The 17,215-nt window shown below is 34.9% G+C and carries 15 protein-coding genes and 3 pseudogenes; 3 read left to right on the forward strand and 15 right to left on the reverse strand.

The genetic code is table 11. The annotated features are described in order from the left end of the window. Positions 1-589: 589 nt before the first annotated feature. Complete coding sequence (locus ACSG5Z_RS23665) at positions 590-1,228, reverse strand: nuclease-related domain-containing protein (RefSeq protein ID WP_435712267.1); 639 nt, start codon at positions 1,226-1,228, stop codon at positions 590-592. A 16-nt stretch (positions 1,229-1,244) separates the two neighbouring features. Further along, entirely contained in the window at positions 1,245-1,628 is a 384-nt protein-coding gene (locus ACSG5Z_RS23670) for a hypothetical protein (protein WP_435712268.1), read from the reverse strand. A 124-nt stretch (positions 1,629-1,752) separates the two neighbouring features. Between ACSG5Z_RS23670 and ACSG5Z_RS23675 the strand changes: the two genes are divergently transcribed. Together ACSG5Z_RS23675 and ACSG5Z_RS23680 are read left to right on the forward strand one after the other, a co-directional pair. Then, a complete protein-coding gene (locus ACSG5Z_RS23675) occupies positions 1,753-2,334 on the forward strand; it encodes a hypothetical protein (RefSeq protein ID WP_435712269.1) in 582 nt (193 codons plus the stop codon). Continuing rightward, positions 2,318-2,530, forward strand: a pseudogene (locus tag ACSG5Z_RS23680) (hypothetical protein); the annotation flags it as partial. The gene ACSG5Z_RS23675 and the pseudogene ACSG5Z_RS23680, both read left to right, overlap by 17 nt. 166 nt (positions 2,531-2,696) lie before the next feature. Here ACSG5Z_RS23680 and ACSG5Z_RS23685 read toward each other — a convergent pair. The 12 genes and pseudogenes from ACSG5Z_RS23685 to ACSG5Z_RS23740 all read right to left on the reverse strand — a co-directional run bounded on the left by ACSG5Z_RS23685 (position 2,697) and on the right by ACSG5Z_RS23740 (position 16,007). Beyond that, positions 2,697-3,332 carry a hypothetical protein gene (locus ACSG5Z_RS23685; protein ID WP_435712270.1) on the reverse strand — a complete coding sequence of 212 codons (636 nt, stop codon included), beginning with the start codon at positions 3,330-3,332 and terminating at the stop codon, positions 2,697-2,699. Then, positions 3,332-3,961: a hypothetical protein gene (locus tag ACSG5Z_RS23690; RefSeq protein WP_016112263.1), complete on the reverse strand. Its 630-nt coding sequence runs from the start codon at positions 3,959-3,961 to the stop codon at positions 3,332-3,334. Before ACSG5Z_RS23690 ends, ACSG5Z_RS23685 begins: the two co-directional genes overlap by 1 nt. Positions 3,962-4,294: 333 nt before the next feature. After that, positions 4,295-5,008, reverse strand: a complete 714-nt coding sequence (locus ACSG5Z_RS23695; RefSeq protein WP_435712271.1) for a transposase — start codon at positions 5,006-5,008, stop codon at positions 4,295-4,297. A gap of 16 nt (positions 5,009-5,024) precedes the next feature. Next, positions 5,025-5,597, reverse strand: a pseudogene (locus ACSG5Z_RS23700) (hypothetical protein); the annotation flags it as partial. Positions 5,598-5,709: 112 nt separating this feature from the next. Then, positions 5,710-7,842 carry a reverse transcriptase domain-containing protein gene (locus tag ACSG5Z_RS23705; RefSeq protein WP_435712272.1) on the reverse strand — a complete coding sequence of 711 codons (2,133 nt, stop codon included), beginning with the start codon at positions 7,840-7,842 and terminating at the stop codon, positions 5,710-5,712. Between the two features lie 740 nt (positions 7,843-8,582). Next, a pseudogene (locus ACSG5Z_RS23710) lies at positions 8,583-9,653 on the reverse strand (helicase); the annotation flags it as partial. A gap of 93 nt (positions 9,654-9,746) precedes the next feature. Next, positions 9,747-11,546, reverse strand: a complete 1,800-nt coding sequence (gene ltrA, locus ACSG5Z_RS23715; RefSeq protein ID WP_435712273.1) for a group II intron reverse transcriptase/maturase — start codon at positions 11,544-11,546, stop codon at positions 9,747-9,749. Positions 11,547-12,246: 700 nt separating this feature from the next. Beyond that, complete coding sequence (locus ACSG5Z_RS23720; protein WP_435712274.1) at positions 12,247-13,926, reverse strand: hypothetical protein; 1,680 nt, start codon at positions 13,924-13,926, stop codon at positions 12,247-12,249. Between the two features lie 71 nt (positions 13,927-13,997). Continuing rightward, the gene (locus ACSG5Z_RS23725; RefSeq protein WP_435712275.1) at positions 13,998-14,225 is read right to left on the reverse strand and encodes a hypothetical protein; all 228 of its coding nucleotides are present in this window, start codon (positions 14,223-14,225) and stop codon (positions 13,998-14,000) included. A gap of 15 nt (positions 14,226-14,240) precedes the next feature. Further along, on the reverse strand, positions 14,241-15,332 hold the full coding sequence (locus ACSG5Z_RS23730; RefSeq protein ID WP_435712276.1) for a DUF6094 domain-containing protein: 1,092 nt from the start codon (positions 15,330-15,332) through the stop codon (positions 14,241-14,243). Positions 15,333-15,434: 102 nt separating this feature from the next. Next, positions 15,435-15,572: a hypothetical protein gene (locus ACSG5Z_RS23735; RefSeq protein WP_435712277.1), complete on the reverse strand. Its 138-nt coding sequence runs from the start codon at positions 15,570-15,572 to the stop codon at positions 15,435-15,437. Positions 15,573-15,593: 21 nt separating this feature from the next. Beyond that, positions 15,594-16,007: a DUF6018 family natural product bioysynthesis protein gene (locus tag ACSG5Z_RS23740; RefSeq protein ID WP_435712278.1), complete on the reverse strand. Its 414-nt coding sequence runs from the start codon at positions 16,005-16,007 to the stop codon at positions 15,594-15,596. 385 nt (positions 16,008-16,392) lie between these two features. On the opposite strand from ACSG5Z_RS23740, the gene ACSG5Z_RS23745 reads away from it, so the two are divergent. Beyond that, positions 16,393-16,557, forward strand: a complete 165-nt coding sequence (locus ACSG5Z_RS23745; RefSeq protein ID WP_435712279.1) for a hypothetical protein — start codon at positions 16,393-16,395, stop codon at positions 16,555-16,557. 97 nt (positions 16,558-16,654) lie between these two features. On the opposite strand, the gene ACSG5Z_RS23750 is transcribed toward ACSG5Z_RS23745, so the two are convergent. Next, complete coding sequence (locus ACSG5Z_RS23750) at positions 16,655-17,215, reverse strand: hypothetical protein (RefSeq protein ID WP_435712280.1); 561 nt, start codon at positions 17,213-17,215, stop codon at positions 16,655-16,657.

Raw genomic sequence — 17,215 nt, forward strand, 5'->3', positions numbered from 1 at the left:
GATGGGTAAAGAAGCTCTATAATAAATTTAATATTATAATCAAAACAAAGGAATCCCTTATTATAAGGGATTCCTTTGTTTTGATTATATAGTTACCTATTTTCAATTTCCAAGTAGCCAATTTATAGGTACCTAGGATAAAGTATAATATCATTTGAAATCAGTTTCCCTATAGTCTGTGTATGAGCAGCATCTTTGTATAATTGAACCATAATAACTGTAGTTTCTTTTTCGCGAACAGTACCTATTTTTAGTTTTTTATTGGAGTTTTCAAAGAAAAGCTTCCAACAGTTCCATCATGTGCTACAGACTCTAGGCCTTTATATGTTAAATCTGCGACATAATACATTGTACTACACTTTCTTTCTGACTCTAATTGAATACCTACTGTTTTATTATTTATTAATACTAAGATTAATAATCTATTTCTATAAATTCACACTTCCCTTTTTGATTTATTACTTATTCTTTTTCATTACAAATTCTTTCGGATCTCCTTTTAGTTTGTAATACTTCATGTTGAGACGAATAGCTACTACAGAGATTACAATAAACCCAATTACATATAACATGTCCCTTTCTCCATTTCTTATTGTTTAGCGAACTTATTATGTAAATACTTCACATGTTTCTTTTCAATATCCTTATCCGTAATGTTCACTCGCAATATTGTTTGGTAAATATGCTGTACTTCAGCATTTGTTAGTTGCACGTCAGTATATGATTCAATACATTTTTGTAGATCGTTATAATATAGGACATGTTTATCTTTAGAATGAACATGTACCTTTTTTAGACTACATTTTGGATGAAACGCAGCAATAGAGATACAAGGCAACTGTTGCTCCATCACCCATTCAATTGCTTTCATATGTTTATAATTTTGTCGCAATGGATTTTGAAAAGATTGTTTCTTTCTAAAGATACCTTGTGTCCATCTTGCTGCCTTTTCAGTTCCATAGATCCATCCTTCGTAGTTCTTCGTTTCTATAACAAATACTCCTGTTTCCGCAATAACAATATGGTCAATTTGTGTTGTTTCACCATCCTCCGTATGAACCATAACATCATGTAATACATAATAACTTTCGGGATCCAATTTGTTTAATATACGTTTCACTAGTTTTTCTCCAGCTTTCCTTTTCCATTTTGGTATATGTTTTTTCGCAACAATATTCAACGGAACCAGAATCGCAATGAGAATTAATTCGAATATCAATACTTTCATTTTAAAATCCTCCTTTTTATACTCTTGCGTTTCTGCGCATTAAACGATATATATACGTTTCTAATCCTAAAATAAAATATGAAATACATAAGCCTTTTATCACCATTTCTACAAATCCTAAAGCTAATGAAACAATGAACCCGCCCCGAAACGGAAATGGTCTTGTCACTCTTCGATTTACTGGTTTTTCAATAACTCCAAAATTAGCCCAAGTAGGCAAACGTTTTTCCACATTCTTTACGGTGCCCATTAATCCATATTTAAGTGATAGAATGAAACATCCGATTAGTAAATATACAATAGACGAAAAATAGATAGATAGACCTATAACAATAATTGTGAGCAGCCAACCTATGAAAATGGAATTCCGCAAAACAACATATTCTTGATTTCTTTTCAAAACAAACATCCCTTTCAAAATTAATAAGGCTATTTTAAATTGGTAAATATTTACATTAGGTAATAGGCATGATATGATACATCTGTATTCATTTCAGAAATAGCCTAAAAGGATTGTGATAGATATGTTAAAACTCGTAGTAGATAATACCGTAACAGACAAAGAATCAGATTCTACTTTTTCAAACTTTTTCACCTGCAAAGACTGTGTATACTATCTTTCAAAATCAAATTCTTGCAGTCTACAATTAGCAGCTGATTCAAATAGTCCCCTTATTCCTTATGAGTGTGGGAATTTTGAGGAAACCTATGAAATTGGAACGGAAGATCCATTGAATTCACATATTCATCAACGACTTCGTGAAGAAAAAGCACAAATGCTAGCTGAAAATTATCCAGAACAACCTTCTTTTGATCCTATTCATAAAGATGCAATATGGTATGGAGCAGCATATTATGGTTGCTGGATTGTAAATGATTCAAAGAAACGCTTTGCTCTTGCAGAACAAGTTCCTTTTGATATTAATTCCTCCCTACAAAAATATGCTTCTCCTTTCCCTTTACATGATCACGGTGCAAAAGAAGGTATTAGGCACTATATGTGTTGGTATGTAAATGAAAAAGGAATTGGTGAATACCATCTCCTTATTGGTGGTGTCATCATGAAAATTGCAGAAGGAGTTAAGAAACTTGGATTCAATCACTAAGCGTATTTATAAGAAAAGAATGATAGAACAAACGATATTATTTAGTCTAGTACAATTGGTGCCACTCCTCTTTGTTACTGGTATCATATACGTAGCAATGGAGATTTTTAATTCAAGATGGAAAATTTGGCTTAGTTATGAAGGGATCTTCACAATTTTATTCCTCATAACAAGACTCCAAGTCTTTCAAACGAAAGATCCACCACACTATTTATATACAGCTGTATATCTAAGATCTAAGTAGCATATTATCCCCTATATCAAAAGAAATATTTGAAGAGTACAAGACAAGGAACCTAATGAGTAGATAAAAGGTACTGAATGTAGATCCAGTACCTTTTATAATTCTTATATAAGGTTTTTCACATATTAGCAAATAGCCATGGAGCGAGTACGGCTAACATACACAGCAAACAAGATCCTGTTATGACACGATTAGACCAACGGTAATACTCAGGCTGTTTCGTACTCTCGTGAATTTTTCTTAAACGAATACCTGCAATTAACATAAATGGTGTGAAAATAAGTGCTGTTGCTTTAAACAGGTCTAAAAAATCCGTAAAGATGTTCATAAACGAAAATACATCGGAACTAAATAAGAAGTACACACTTAGTCTCATGGACATCATGCTAATAAATGAGAAAATCATACTACCAGTCGCCCACTTCATCCATTGACCATTCTTTGTAATTAATGCCATAACCATGACAATAACACCTAATACGAATGAAATAGAAAAGATATTTACTCCTACTTTAAAAGCTGGTGCATACATACCTTCAATCTTTTGTATGATTGATGAGCCGAATGAATCATCTTTCTCTGTTGTTTTTGCTCGATTGTTTAACCCCTTTTGAAAGGATGACGAAAGTTCGCTCCCCTTTACTTCATTAAAACTTGGTTTTACAGAAGCTTGAGCCGCTTGTAAGGGTATAAGTAGTAAAATCATTAAAACAAGCGTACATAGGACTCCAAGCATCCCTTTTTCTTGTTTCATCACACATCACCCGCTAATTTTGGTTTAATGCTCTTTAATTTGATTTGATTTCCTTCCGCAACATAATAAAGATCTGCTGCATAATAGATATTTGCTTTCGTATATGCTCCCATAATAGCATTCGCAATTTCTTCCTTCTCTACTGCAATGTATGTTTCATTTTCATTGTAAAATTCAATTTCAATTCGGTTAATATTATTATTTAATACTGTAATATGTAACTCTTTTAGACTATCTAGACGATTTCCTAATCCACACACCAATTTAAATACTTTATTTGCAATTGTTGGTGGTTTAACATACGTCGTATTAAAATGAAGTGTTTCATCATCTATCACACCATCTTCCTCAACTGCACACGTCATAATGAAAGAATGATTTTGCTTTTCAATTTCTTGTTGACTCAACTTGCGATCAATGACATACTTCACGCTTGTTGACAGGTTTTCTATATATTCATCCAGTTCGGTATTTGAAATTTTAACCTCTGAGAATTCCGGAAAAATCATATAAGCATGTACATTTGAACTACTTTTACTTACACGTAATACCTGAACTTGTTTTCTTTCATAGCGCACCGTTTGTTCTAATTTTTCTACTACATTGTTACTTAGGGAATTAATATTCATTTACATTCACCTTTCAAATTTGTTATTTTTTAAATCGAAAATATTTTTTACTTCATATAATCCTCATGTTTGGATTTTATCTATTTTAAGCATTGTTATATTGTGGAGAGTTCTCGGTTCTCCTGTTTCAAGATTATTAATCACTTAATCTTAAAACATTTTAATATTACAATGACGTACAATGTCTCATTATAGTCGAATATCCTTATATGGTGAATCATTCTGTCCCACTCATTTGTACAAAAATAAAAAAATGTTTTATCCTTGTACAAATGAGTGGAAAAATGCTGCATTCATACTATCTATCTATAAAAATACAACTAGGAAATTGTTTTATATATTCCCTAGTTGTCTATCACTCCATTCAACTAATGTATAAGAATACGGTGAATCAATTTGTAATTCTATATACAATGGTTGATTTTCTGGTAAGATTTCTCCCTCTGTATGGATCCAATAACGTTTGTTATCCGACATATTCAGTACGCGCGTCAGTCCTTGTTCGCTTCCTATTACTTTTGCAGTCCACCTGACCACATTCATATCATCTACCCTTGATACTTCTTGTGTAAAAGGTAGGTTCAGTTCTGTTTCTAGCGGTATTGGCAACTGTTCTAGTTCCTGTAATATCTCCTCATATTCTAATATTTCCTCTGGTATATCCTCATCACTCGGAAAAGGAAATTCATATACTGCTTCAGAAGCAGGAGCATGATGAAATTCTTCAACATACTCCACTTCTTTTGCAACTTCCTTGTCCTGCTCTAACGTTTTTTCTTCTTCACCTACATTCATTCGAATAGATGTAGCAACTAAATCGTATATATTTGCTACATCCTTTTCTAAGGTAATTTCTTTTGTTGGAACAGTAACACGTTCTTGTTCCCTACCTATAGGCCTATTTTCTCTCGGGCACCAATAAACAGGTCGTTCCACCGGTTCAGGTCCTTTCTCCTTTTTCTGCTCCTCAATCACCATGTTTCTCTTTGTTTTGTAAACTACAAAACACATATAGCAAATGAATGCGATAAGAAGTGTCGTAAACATAATTTTCACCTCTCATTTAACCGAATAAATCAAACTCAAATTGTCCTTCAATTACTTTACTTTTTCGTTTGCCTTTCTTTTGAGAAGTATCTACTTCCACAATCAATTCTTCCCATAATGCAATATCTTGTTTTTGTACAAGCATACGCTTATCGGTATTCAGTGTTGTTAAAGTACGTATGATATCTTCTACATTCCCGTCAATTTCAAGTTTACGTTGCTTTACAACAACGCCAGGAACTTTTTCTTCTTTGATACATTCAACAGCTTTTCGCACAAATTTTGCATCTTCCATAAACGATACATCAAATGTACTCGGTAATGTTTTCACCCAATTTGTAAATTGAATTTCAATTGATTCAAACACTGGTGTAATTACTTTACCGATATTTGCAAGTACTCGCTTAGATTCTTCCGATGCCGCTTGTGTCCATTCTTCTGTTGAACCTTTTAACTGATTCCCACTCTTGATATTTTGAATTAATAATGTTTGTAGATCCCCAGTATCACCAAGCATTGCATTTAGTCCATCACTTGTTGCATCACCGTTCATTGCTTCAGCAGCTTTATTCTTTTGGGCAATTAATTGATTGGGTCGAAGATGGGCGCACAGCTTAACTGTGTTTCCCATCAGCTCCCGTTAGAACCGTACGAGCAACTTTCGAAGCATACGGCTCGCGACAAATCTCTTCCTATTTTATCTACGAATTTGTAATAGGATTTATTTTCGAGTGACACTTTTTACACAGTAGAACTTTTGGTAGATTCATACTGGCTTGTTTAATTGCATCACTGTTTATCCTTTTATTTCTGTTTACTTTTCTGAGATGATGTACCTCTAACAATTCATCTTTACTTCCACATTGACTACATTTACGTCCCTGTGTTGCTTCAAGCTCAACAAAATTCGAATACGAGTATCCATGATTTGTTCTGGCTATTTGTTGTTTTATTTCTTTATCGTCCAGTTCAACAAAGTACCAGTTCTCAGTTTTGGCTTTGTTTTTAATTTGGTCAGCAATTTCTTTAGGAGTGACATAACACACATCAGAAAACATTCTGAGTGGGACTATTCGCGCTTCAACCACATCAGCAATTCGATTGCGTTTTAATCCCCACATTTCAAACTTAATTTTCATGTACTTTTTGTACATTTCTTTAACAGTAGATTTATGTTTTCGAGCCCGATGTTTCATGACTTTCCACCATAACCACTTGTCCAAAGTACCAGCAGTCGTATTTAAGTTGTTACAAATTTTGTAGAAATTGCTCCAACCTAAAATGATAGAATTTAATACTTTGATTAAATCTGCAAGTGGAAGATTGTGGTGCGCTCTAATTACTCTTTCGATTTTGTTTTTGACCTTATTTACTTTTTCTTTCGGGATGTACACTTTGGAGAATGTTTCATATCCTAATGTTTTTCCTTCAAGTTGCTTTGGTCTTTTAACAATATCGTATCCGAGAAATCTAAATCCCTTTGTTGCATGTGTTATGAGAGTTTTCTCGGGGCTGAGTGCCAATCCTAAATTTGCTTCAAACCAGTCTTTAATTTCTTCTTTAAATTTCTTTGCATCTTCCTTGGTTAAATTACCTAGTAGAATTACAAAGTCATCTGCATACCTCACATATCCTAGACTCTTATGATTGAAATAATCTTTCTCGTTATAAGTGTTTACATGCTTTCTCATTTTCACTAGTGTTTTTAGCATCTGTTGCATTTCAAATCGGTTATTCAATACTACTCTTTCACCGTTTGTACTACTTCCATCTAGGTTATAGGAGAAAGATACCGGATATTTTCCTTCATCATAGGTTGCACGAAGTTTCCTAATAACAGCTGTTAAAGTCTTGTATGGTTTAGTTTTACTTCCCATGCCTTCTCTGGATTTCATTGCCTCTTCTATTGCAGATAGAATTTCCTCTTCACTTTCAAAAGTATATTGAGGTATTTCTTTAAAATCCCATCTGATTTTAACTGCATAATTGCCTCTCCCTATTTTCAAGGCTTTGTTTAGTTTGCTAATTTTGTTTTGCAGGTAGCTTCTTTCTTTTGCAACCTCGATTTCATGGACATCTATATTCTTTAGATGTTTTTCCATAAAGCTGTCAAATTCATGAAGGTATATGTTTGCAAGAACAGGACTAACTATACCGCCTTGTGGAGTACCATTTTCAGTTTCAAAGATTGGCAATTTCCCATCGATTCCATAACCCATTTGATACCCACTCTTTAGGAATTTAAGTATTAAATTGATGAATTTTTCATCAGATACTCTTTTCCGTAGGATATCCAGCAATTTTCCATGCTTAATATTATCAAAACAACCTTTAATGTCTCCTTCTATTACCCAATCGTATTTTCTTGGAATAATATCAGAAACTGCTGTTTGACAGCTTCTTCTAGGTCGAAAACCATGTGAAGTTTCATGGAAAATAGGTTCGTACAAGGCTTCTAACACCATTTTTACAGCTGATTGAACTATTCTATCTTTTAAAGCAGGAATCCCGAGAGGTCTCCTTCCTTTTCCGTTGTTTTTCGGTATCTCGACTCTCCTTACAGGCAGGGGTTGATAACCTCCATCTGTAAGCTCATCTGATAGTTCGTTTAGGATTTCGTTTTGCACCACAGGATTCATAAGGTCAAGTTTGGTCATACCATCAACTCCACCTGTTTTGGACCCTGTATTGCTTGCAATTTTTAAATATGCAGTTCTGAGAACATCTTTATTCCGGACAATTTTATAAAGATCCTTGAAGCGTCTTTTTTTATTTTCATTCGCAGTTTTTGTTAGGGTAGCAATCTTCTCAATAGCCCATGATTGATTCATCATAAGAGCATTCACTCTCCTGTCCATTGATTTGTTTGCTAACTAGATTTGCCTCACGTCATTCACCAGCACATATAGAATGTCACCATTTTATATGTGTCCTATATCCCTCGATATAGATGTGGATGGGTTATTCCCTCGTTGATTAAACTTTCACTGTACCTTTTGAGTACAGTTACCATCCGCAGATTACTCTAACGTATCTTTAAGTTTTAGTACCTCATAGGGAATACAACTCCCTCTTTACTAAAACCGTTGCAGGTTATCTACATAACACGCCTTTTTGAAAATCCTTAGGTTGCTTTCCAATGCTTACACAATCTGTGCATGTGTCCATTTAGTCAGATAAGTTTTGGTAGCTTTCTGACCTAGTAAATCTTTATTTACTTTCCAATACCTCATGGCACACTAGGATTGGACAAATGGATAAGGACGTAACGACTGGTATTAGTTACTACTATAAAATAGCTCGTCCAAGTCCGAGAGATAGACCACACATCTCAGCTTTATCAATAACCGATTAACCATAGACTTTCTTTTGGACTCCAGTGAAAGACTTCGCCATACACCAGTTTCGGCTCATCTCCCAGTTCTCACCCTCCAAGCTTGACCCGTAATTAGAAGGCTTATCTTCTAATCAGGGGAGGGGTTAGGATAGGGTGCTACCAACACCTAAGAGCGATATTACTATCTCTCCCTAGAACCCATTGGGTTCATTGTTATGCAGACATCATCTGCCGCCCCGCCATCTGTTCTTGGAATGTTTCTCGGTATCCAAGATAGAAAGTTCTGCATTGCTTTGTTTGACCAATACGCCAATGTCTTCTTGCAGCCTGATTTAATGTAAATAAGCTGAATGATAATTGATAGAAAATTAATGTTGGCGTCGCCAGCAAGTCCAATCCTACCTTGACTAATTCTTGCGAACAAATAATTACATTCACACCGCTATTTACTTGCTCTTTTAACCATGCACTGCGCTTTGGCGGGTTAACTGTATTCGTGCGAAGAATAGCTACTTTTGCACCAGGTACTTGCTCAGCGACCTTCTGTAAACGAGGTTGAATGTCTCGTTCTTTCACTGTAGATCCTGTATCAGATACATAAATGATAGTTGGACGGCCTTCAGAGATTTCAGTATGCAATATTTCTTGCAACTTCTTCTCCTTCGGCTGTATACAATCCTCATCAAATCTGAATTCATTATTGGACCAAACCAATTCCTTTTCCGCGTTATCTAAGTGATAGTTTGGATAGTGGTTCATATTGTCTGGATACGAATTTCCTGTACGAATATAAGAGAGCCATAGTTTCCCAACATCCGGTGTACCTTTCGCCCCTTCAATCGCTTTCTCAAAAGACTCTTTCATATGCTCATAAGCCTGTTTTTGTTCTTCCGACATATCTACAAGAATTGTAGGTACATTAATTAACTCCACAGGATTTGGCCAAACATCTTTTAAGCGTACATTAATGGTTGTATCCATTAAAAATTGAGTAAACACATAAGGTGAAATACCAGGTACGACCTTAGTTTTATCTAATGTACCTTGCGCTCCGCGTGAAGCTATATTAGATCTGACCTCACCATCATGGTAATATGTTCTCTCGATGTTTCCGTAGGTTTCATTCCATTCCATTAAAGAACTATATTCAAAACCACTTTTCACCATTTTTTGAGGGAATAAACGCCATAGCGTATAGAAAACATCGCTTGCTCGCCCACCAAATAATGTACCTGTTCCAGCTACAACTTTCTTACAAACCTTTGCTAAACTTCCTAAAGCAGTTCCTTGTGCTGTTTCACTTTTTAATAGCGATAGGTAAGGTTTTGAAGTAATCTCCACCTTTTCCCCCGCTCCACACCGTACGTGAACCTTTCAGCTCATACGGCGTTCCCTCTAGTTTTATCTAATAGTAATTCTTTCGAGTTTACATAGCTTCCTGAGTTGGTTGATTTTCTCAATTTGTTTTGTGTGCAATCGGAATCTATTAACATACCTTAGTATGGTGCCTTCTAGTGATGCATGGATTAGTGTATGGATATCTTTATGAACGATGATAAGATTCTGAAACTCATCTGTTCCACCAAGGAAAGTGGGTTTCTTATGATGACAGTGAACATCCCTAGCTTTAAGCGGTAATCCAGTAATAAAACATTTCCCTTTTTGTGCGGAATATTTGGATAGTCTATTGTCCATATATTCGATGCTCCTATTAGAAAGTCTGGATTTCATCAGCTCGGTAAGTTCTTTGTCCCAATCGAATACTTTTTCATCTGTATAGGGGTTAATGGACTGTGAATAATTTAGATTATTCTTTGTTGTAACCTGCCCTATAGGAAAAAGATATACACCTGCTACCCTGTATGTTTTACGTGTATTTTTGTAAAACTTTAGGTATGCCCCTTTCTCTGGAAGTTCATTAGGCTTACCATACCATGCAATCTTTTTCAGTCGGTTGTTAAGAGTTCGTAAAACCCTATATTCAATGTCGCTCATATCCTTAACAATGTGAGTAGCATATTGGAAATTATTTTGGACTCCTAATACTACTGAATTGTAAAGATTTGCATTGCCGGCCGTAGGATGCTTTTGTATCTCATAGATTCTTTCTTTTAATTTCGTGATGATTTGTTTTTGTTTGTCATCATCTATATGCGAGAAGAATACCCTTTTGTTTTCCTTGATAGCAGTTTTAAATTTATAACCTAAGAAGGAAGAAGACTTCATTCGAAGATTAATAATTTTTGATTTATATGGTGAGATTTCAAGCTTTAATCTTTTATTTAAAAAATCAACTACTGCATGAAACCATTTAACCGCTGAATCGTGAGTGTTAGTCATGATTCTAAAATCATCTGCGTACCTCACTAAGAATCCTTCTTTAAGTTTAGAATTTCTTCTAAGGTTAACGTATTTGGAATAGTTGACGGAGTATTGGTACCTTGTTTCAAAGCATTCCCATTGATCGGCTACCCATTGGTCTAAGTCATTGAGAACAATGTTAGATAGCAGCGGTGAAAGAATTCCACCTTGGGGTACGCCTTTTGTTGGTGTACCTTCTCCTTTAATCGGTGCTTTAAGCATTTTGCTAATTACAGCGATTACTCGTTTGTCCCTTATGCCAATATTCCAGACTTGTTTAAGAAGAATGGAGTGATTTACATTATCAAAGAAACCTTTTATATCAATATCAACCGTGTAGTGATATTTATTGATATTTACTAATGTTTGAACTCTTGCAACCGCATGTCGTGTAGTACGTGTTGGCCTAAAACCATAAGAATGATTGTAGAATTTCCCTTCGCATATTGGTTCGAGAACGTTCAGGAACATTTGTTGGACGATTCTGTCTTGTATGCAAGGAATACCTAAAGGTCTTTTCCCTTTTGAGTAATTTTTATCTATCCATACACGTCTAACCGATTTTGGTTTGTAATTTAACACTAGTTCTCTCATATAATGAATGAACTCATCTTGATTAGTATTAGCAAGATCCAAAATTGTTTGGTCATCAGTACCCGGGGTTTTTGAACCGGTGTTTGATTTAACTTGCCGATATGCTAATAAGATATTTTCATCCGAAATGACAATCTCTAGTAGGTTCTTAAAATTCTTAGTCCCCTCACGACTTCTTTGGAATAAATCATTCTGTATTCCTGTGAAATCGTAGTATTGTTTATGTCGATTTGCTATCGCGCTCATTGGTGTAGAAATCAGCTCCTTCAAGTGATTTCCAACTCACCTTCTTACCCGAAATATGAGCTACAACTCTAACTCGAATTTCTATTAGTAAAACTAGACTTGGGCCTATCCCTCCACTATGTTTCCATAGCTTCAACGGTACTGTGACCCTACTTTCACAACCATAAACACATTTCGATTCATTACTGAATCTTATAGTGACCTTCCCACTGATAGGTGTTTGGTATAGAAGTTGGCTGCTTACCACGTTCCAATATACCTAGCTTTACATATACCCTTAGATGGCTGCTTTACACCTGTGAGCCTTATAGTCTCTTTGTTGACTATGCCGATTTTCATAACGAATAATCTTACTCATCGATATCTCACACTACATAAGTAGCAAGAAAGGTTTCCCATTCTTTAGTCCTCTAGGCGCGTACATTCGCAGTCTTCGTCAGTTCCCCATGGAACATTCTCATCATAGGTATTTTATAGCGTCCCGGCCTATCTCTAACCATACCTTCTCTGTAAGAGTGGTTTTAGAATTAGATTCAGCCGACTTCACCTAGTTTCATACATAACGCAATGTATCTCTATCAAGATAAATGCATGTAGGAGTATTAGACTGTCAGTTTCAGCTCAACATGACGGCTTTCATTCCTGACATCGGTATATCAGTTGTACCTAAAATACTTTTAGGCCACCTATTTCGTATCAATTAAGCGACACTTATAAGGTAACGTGTCACACATTCGTGAACTTCATCAACGATAAGAGCATCAAAGAAGTGTTTCATTTTTCTACGAATATACTCAACGGTAGCTACCTTTCGATATGCTCGTCCTGATTGTTTCGCATCATATGGCTTCACACGATTCTCTAGCTCTAGTTGTTTTTGCAGCGGTTTATTTCCCTCTTTTATTGCTTGCACTAATTTATTTTCATATTTGGTCCAATCTTTAAAGCTTGCATATTTGGTTTTTACTTTTGGACTCCAAATATTTGAATTACAATCAGCACATACACTGTTTTTATTTGTTTTCGAATCTAAGTCACTACCTGTAAAATCTTTATACTGACAGACTTCTTTCTGTTCGCCATTAGCTTGGTGAACCATAATAGAGGATGTTTTTTTACGTAACTTAGCACCACAATCTGGACAGTAATATCCATTCTTATAATATCTTTGCACCTCTTCCTCCGACTTCTTGGAAAATGCAATTTGCTTATAAGGCAATGGCATCTGTTTAATAGAATCCCCTCGCATCGTAGTAAAACTAATGACAAAGAAGGTTGGTTTTTCTGGTTTTGGTCTTCCAGCCTGAATCCATGATTGATGAATGCGTATTAAATCCTCTGTACGTTTAATCAGATGTACTTCTGCGTCTGGTATTAAGTGTCGTATTTCTTCTTTTGCCCACTTCTCAGTTAGAGTCGGTGGAACAAATACGCAAGTACGATATCCCTTTTGTTCTATCAAATGGAAATATCCATCTACTGTCGCTGTCATTATTGCACTTTTTCCGCTCGACATTTCCCCCTGTATTATGATCCCTTTTTGCACTTGTAATGCTTTTGCTGCACCTGTTGCTACATGTGCCTGTACAGGGAATAAAGGTCTTTGATATGTATCAAAATGAGATAATGCCTGTTCTTTCATCGGTTGATGTAAAGGCTCATCTAATTTTGTTACCTTATCAAGCATGACAGGCGAATATTCCAGTAAATATTCATTTAAATCATTAATTTCATTGATTTTTTCACCTGTACCCTCTTGCGGGAATTGACATTTTCCAGTACGTATCATTTCTGATAAAAACCCTTTACAATCCTCTTCTTTTAATGCTACCTGCGCAATAGATAGAGAAGTAAATTCATTCCTATCAAAATACACATTTAATGGTTGTAACAAATTTCTTGTTAACATCTCTTCATAAATTGGCTTCGCCCATTCTTCTAAAATTGGGAGACCATACGGAGGAGCCATTAAGAAATCTCTTACTTGCATTTCTGGTGCTTCATCAATTGCCACAATATACTTTTCTTCTAATTCTTTAGAAAACGCAATAATTGCCTTTTTTCTATTTACTGTTTGTGTATTTATAAACTCAAATTGTCCTTTCGAATTTACATTCATTTTTTTGCCTAATACATAATGTAATTCTTCTTTTTGTCCCTCTCCAAAATACAAACGACTAGTACCCATTGATATGGCTGCTCTGAATGACTTTAGTGTACTGTCATTCGCACCTAACACTGCAAATTGCATTTGGTTGTTATGATTAACTGCCATAGCAAAGCAGAAAGCTGAATGTGAAGCAGTGCCTGTCTCCAATTGCAACATTGCTGGTGTTTGTTCCTGGTCAAATGTATCTTGTTTAATTATTTCTTGTAACATAAGTTTCCCTCCTAAAATAAAAAACGCATCTTATTCGATACGTTTCATGTCCTACTCATTCAATTTATTGGTTAAAAATCTATAAACTGTTTCCACTCTGGTAATGACTGTTCAGCCGCATGTAACATATCACCTGCACCTTGAAAGACAGAGAATTGCTCTAATACTTCAAAAGATGTACCTGCACCTAATTGAGAAGCACATAAACAAATAACTGTAAGTACAATAGCAATACGAAATATACGATTGCTAAACTCCCATACAATGTATAGTGCTCCTATCCCTAACAGTACAGACATATCTCTCTTCCTTTCCTAGACAAGTTCTTTGACTTCACCAGTTGGTGTTGCGATGATAAATTTCGCGCGGCGTTTTTGTAATACAACTTCTTTCGTTGTTGTTTCCAGTTTCTCGAATGAAGTTTCAAAAAACACATTTTCAGAACCACGAACAGCATGGAGTGTATCACCTTCACCAAGCAAACCATCTGCCACACCCGTTATCAGCAATAGTCCTAATTGTCCAGAAGCAATTGGCATCTTTGCTCTCTCTGCAGCTGTTTTCTCAGCTTGAAGTGAGTAACCATTTCCTCTATTTAAGCGTTTCTTTAATGTTAAGATCCCCTCTGATTTGCCTACACCTTCATAAGCATCTTTATAATCTACGCGAGATGTGAAAATCAATTTATTTTGATTTCGTAATGCAGGTATAGTCCAACTTTTACGATTCACCATTTGCGCTAATGTATTTACATGTTCTCTAACAAAATCTAGTTCTGACATATTCTCACAAAAATTAGCGAATCGATCGTTAAAATATGTAACATTTTTCGTAGCTGCACGCTTACGGCCAATAAAGACACATTGCTTAAATTGCTCAAATTCTTCATTTTCATCACCAAAACGCATTAACCCGATTTCCTCGTAATTCTTAGCTAAAAAGTAGCTAATTTCATCTCGAGCAAAACGATCGTATGGAATGACATACACCATAATGCCACCGTCTTGTAAATAATGGTGTGCACGCTTTAAGAAGTTAAATTCCATTTTCTCTGATTTCTTTTTTTCTGTCCGAAGCTCTGTATTATACGGTGGGTTTAAAAAGATAAGTGGAAAATAGTCATGACTAATCATCATACTTTCAAAGCTAGAGCGTATCACTACGTCTAATTGCTCTTTTGCTTTGTTATATCGATTTGCATCTAATTCCACACCATATGAAACAAGTTGTATACCAACTTGTTTCACCGCATCTGCAAAACTTCGTAAAATTGTACCTTCTCCACAACATGGATCAAAGCAAGCATAAGCTCGCTCTGATTCCATTTGTAATAACTGTATTAAATGATTCCCTTCTGTTAGTGGTGTTGGATAAAATCCCGCCGCTAAATCATTTCCTAAACGCATAATCGTTCCCTCCAAGTTCTTTTTTACAATAAAAAAAGGAAGATCCAAGTAAATACATCACTTAGTTCTTCCTTTTACCCTCTATAAACTACCTCGACCTTATTAAAATGGTAGTTCTTCATCTGTAATCTCCGGTAGCTCATCCATACCAGCAAAAATATCATCCGGCTCTTGGGATGGCTCTCTTGTTTCCTGCTCTTTTGGATCATCTAATTCTGTCCAAGTGTTATCTTTTTTCATTTTCATTTCCCTCTATCTTTCTTATTTTTCAGGTTCGTATACAACTTCTTCGTAATCAAAAAAGAAATCTTTCAGTTTACGTAGGATTGTACGAAACTTCGGTTCAGCTACGATCTTTGTACCATGGTAAAAACTTTGTTGCCCGACAAAGCGCCATAAGATTACGTAGCCTTCTTTTGCTTCCTGTATGCCTTCAATGTATAATGCGATTTCTTGAATGGCCACCTTTTCATTAAGAGTATCTGGTTTAAAGTATTGAAATTTTCCATCTGGTAATATAATTTCAGCTTCAAAACATCCTCTCATTTGATTCACTCTTGCTCTGGATTCAGATGACATCGCTGGTGCAGCATATGATTTCTGTTTTTTTTCCATTCCTGTTTTATGTTCCTCTACTGTTGGGACTAGTTTTAAGTGTCTACAATCTTTTTTCATTTTACTATCTCCTCTACTGTTTAATTTGTTATTTTATGAATCATAAATAACCCCGCCTGCAAACTTGAAAACAACACAAAAAGGGCTTCTTCAAGTCGATTAATAATGTGCATAGCAAAATAAGCTATATATACACTAATCGGCTCAAAGAAGCCCTTTCACAAATGAAACAAGACGCAACTTGCTTCTACAACTCAACCACAACACAAAAAAAGGTGTGGGAATAAACGGAATCAAATAAACTAACAATATACCCATATATTACACAATTTAAATTTTTATATCAAGATTTTTTAAAAAAATTTGCTCTCTCCTCTTAGAATCTAGGACGAAAATCCTTATAATCCTATACTGAATAAAAAAATTCTAATTGGAGGTATTCAATATGTTAATTAACGTTAAAAATGCAAAGAAAGAAATTTTTTCTATGATATTTCTATTCTTAATATTTTTTACTGCACTTTTCTTTAATGAAAAAATCGCTGTCGCAAACATGCTCATGTGTATATTTACTATTGGGACAAAAGATATTTTCTCTCCAAAAGAATAAATGTTAAATAGAAGAAGAGGTATTTTAAAAGCCTCTTTTTCTATTTCTATATTATAAATTTGCTCTTCTAATCTCTTAAACTTTTCATTTGAGGGAACTATTTTTGAATCTGAGAGTCGAGAAAATCTTTAAAATCTGTTGCTCTGTCTTCACTAATGATTGCCATCTCGTTTACGATTTCATATAAAAGTTCGTACGCAGAAAGATACGCTTCTTGAACTCGATCATTATTTTTATAAAGATTTGTAGATAGAACTTTGTCCAAATTATCTCGAATAGAAATAATTTGCTCAGTATAATTGTTAACTGGTAATAAGATAGCTTCTATTAAATCATATATAGCGAATATTTCCGAGAATGTTACGGAATAAGGCCGTGTACATTCCTTAATTAATAAGAAAAAATGAGTGAAAAAATAAGGTGCTCTTAGTTCCTCATTGACTATTTTGTGCTTAAACTTTAAAGACTTGTTAATCTTTATAAACTGTGCGAAAAAAGTATTTGCGAATGTAATACTTAAATCCATTTGATTCTCTATTTTTACTGTGTTAGGTAATTCATCTTTGCTTGAAGGATGCGAGTAATCTCTTTTCCACACTTGATAGATATTTATAATATCCACACTTGTATAAGCTAAATTCTTTTCAATGTGTTGCAT

It is taken from the genome of Bacillus pretiosus (assembly GCF_051294775.1).
Lineage (GTDB): Bacteria > Bacillota > Bacilli > Bacillales > Bacillaceae_G > Bacillus_A > Bacillus_A wiedmannii.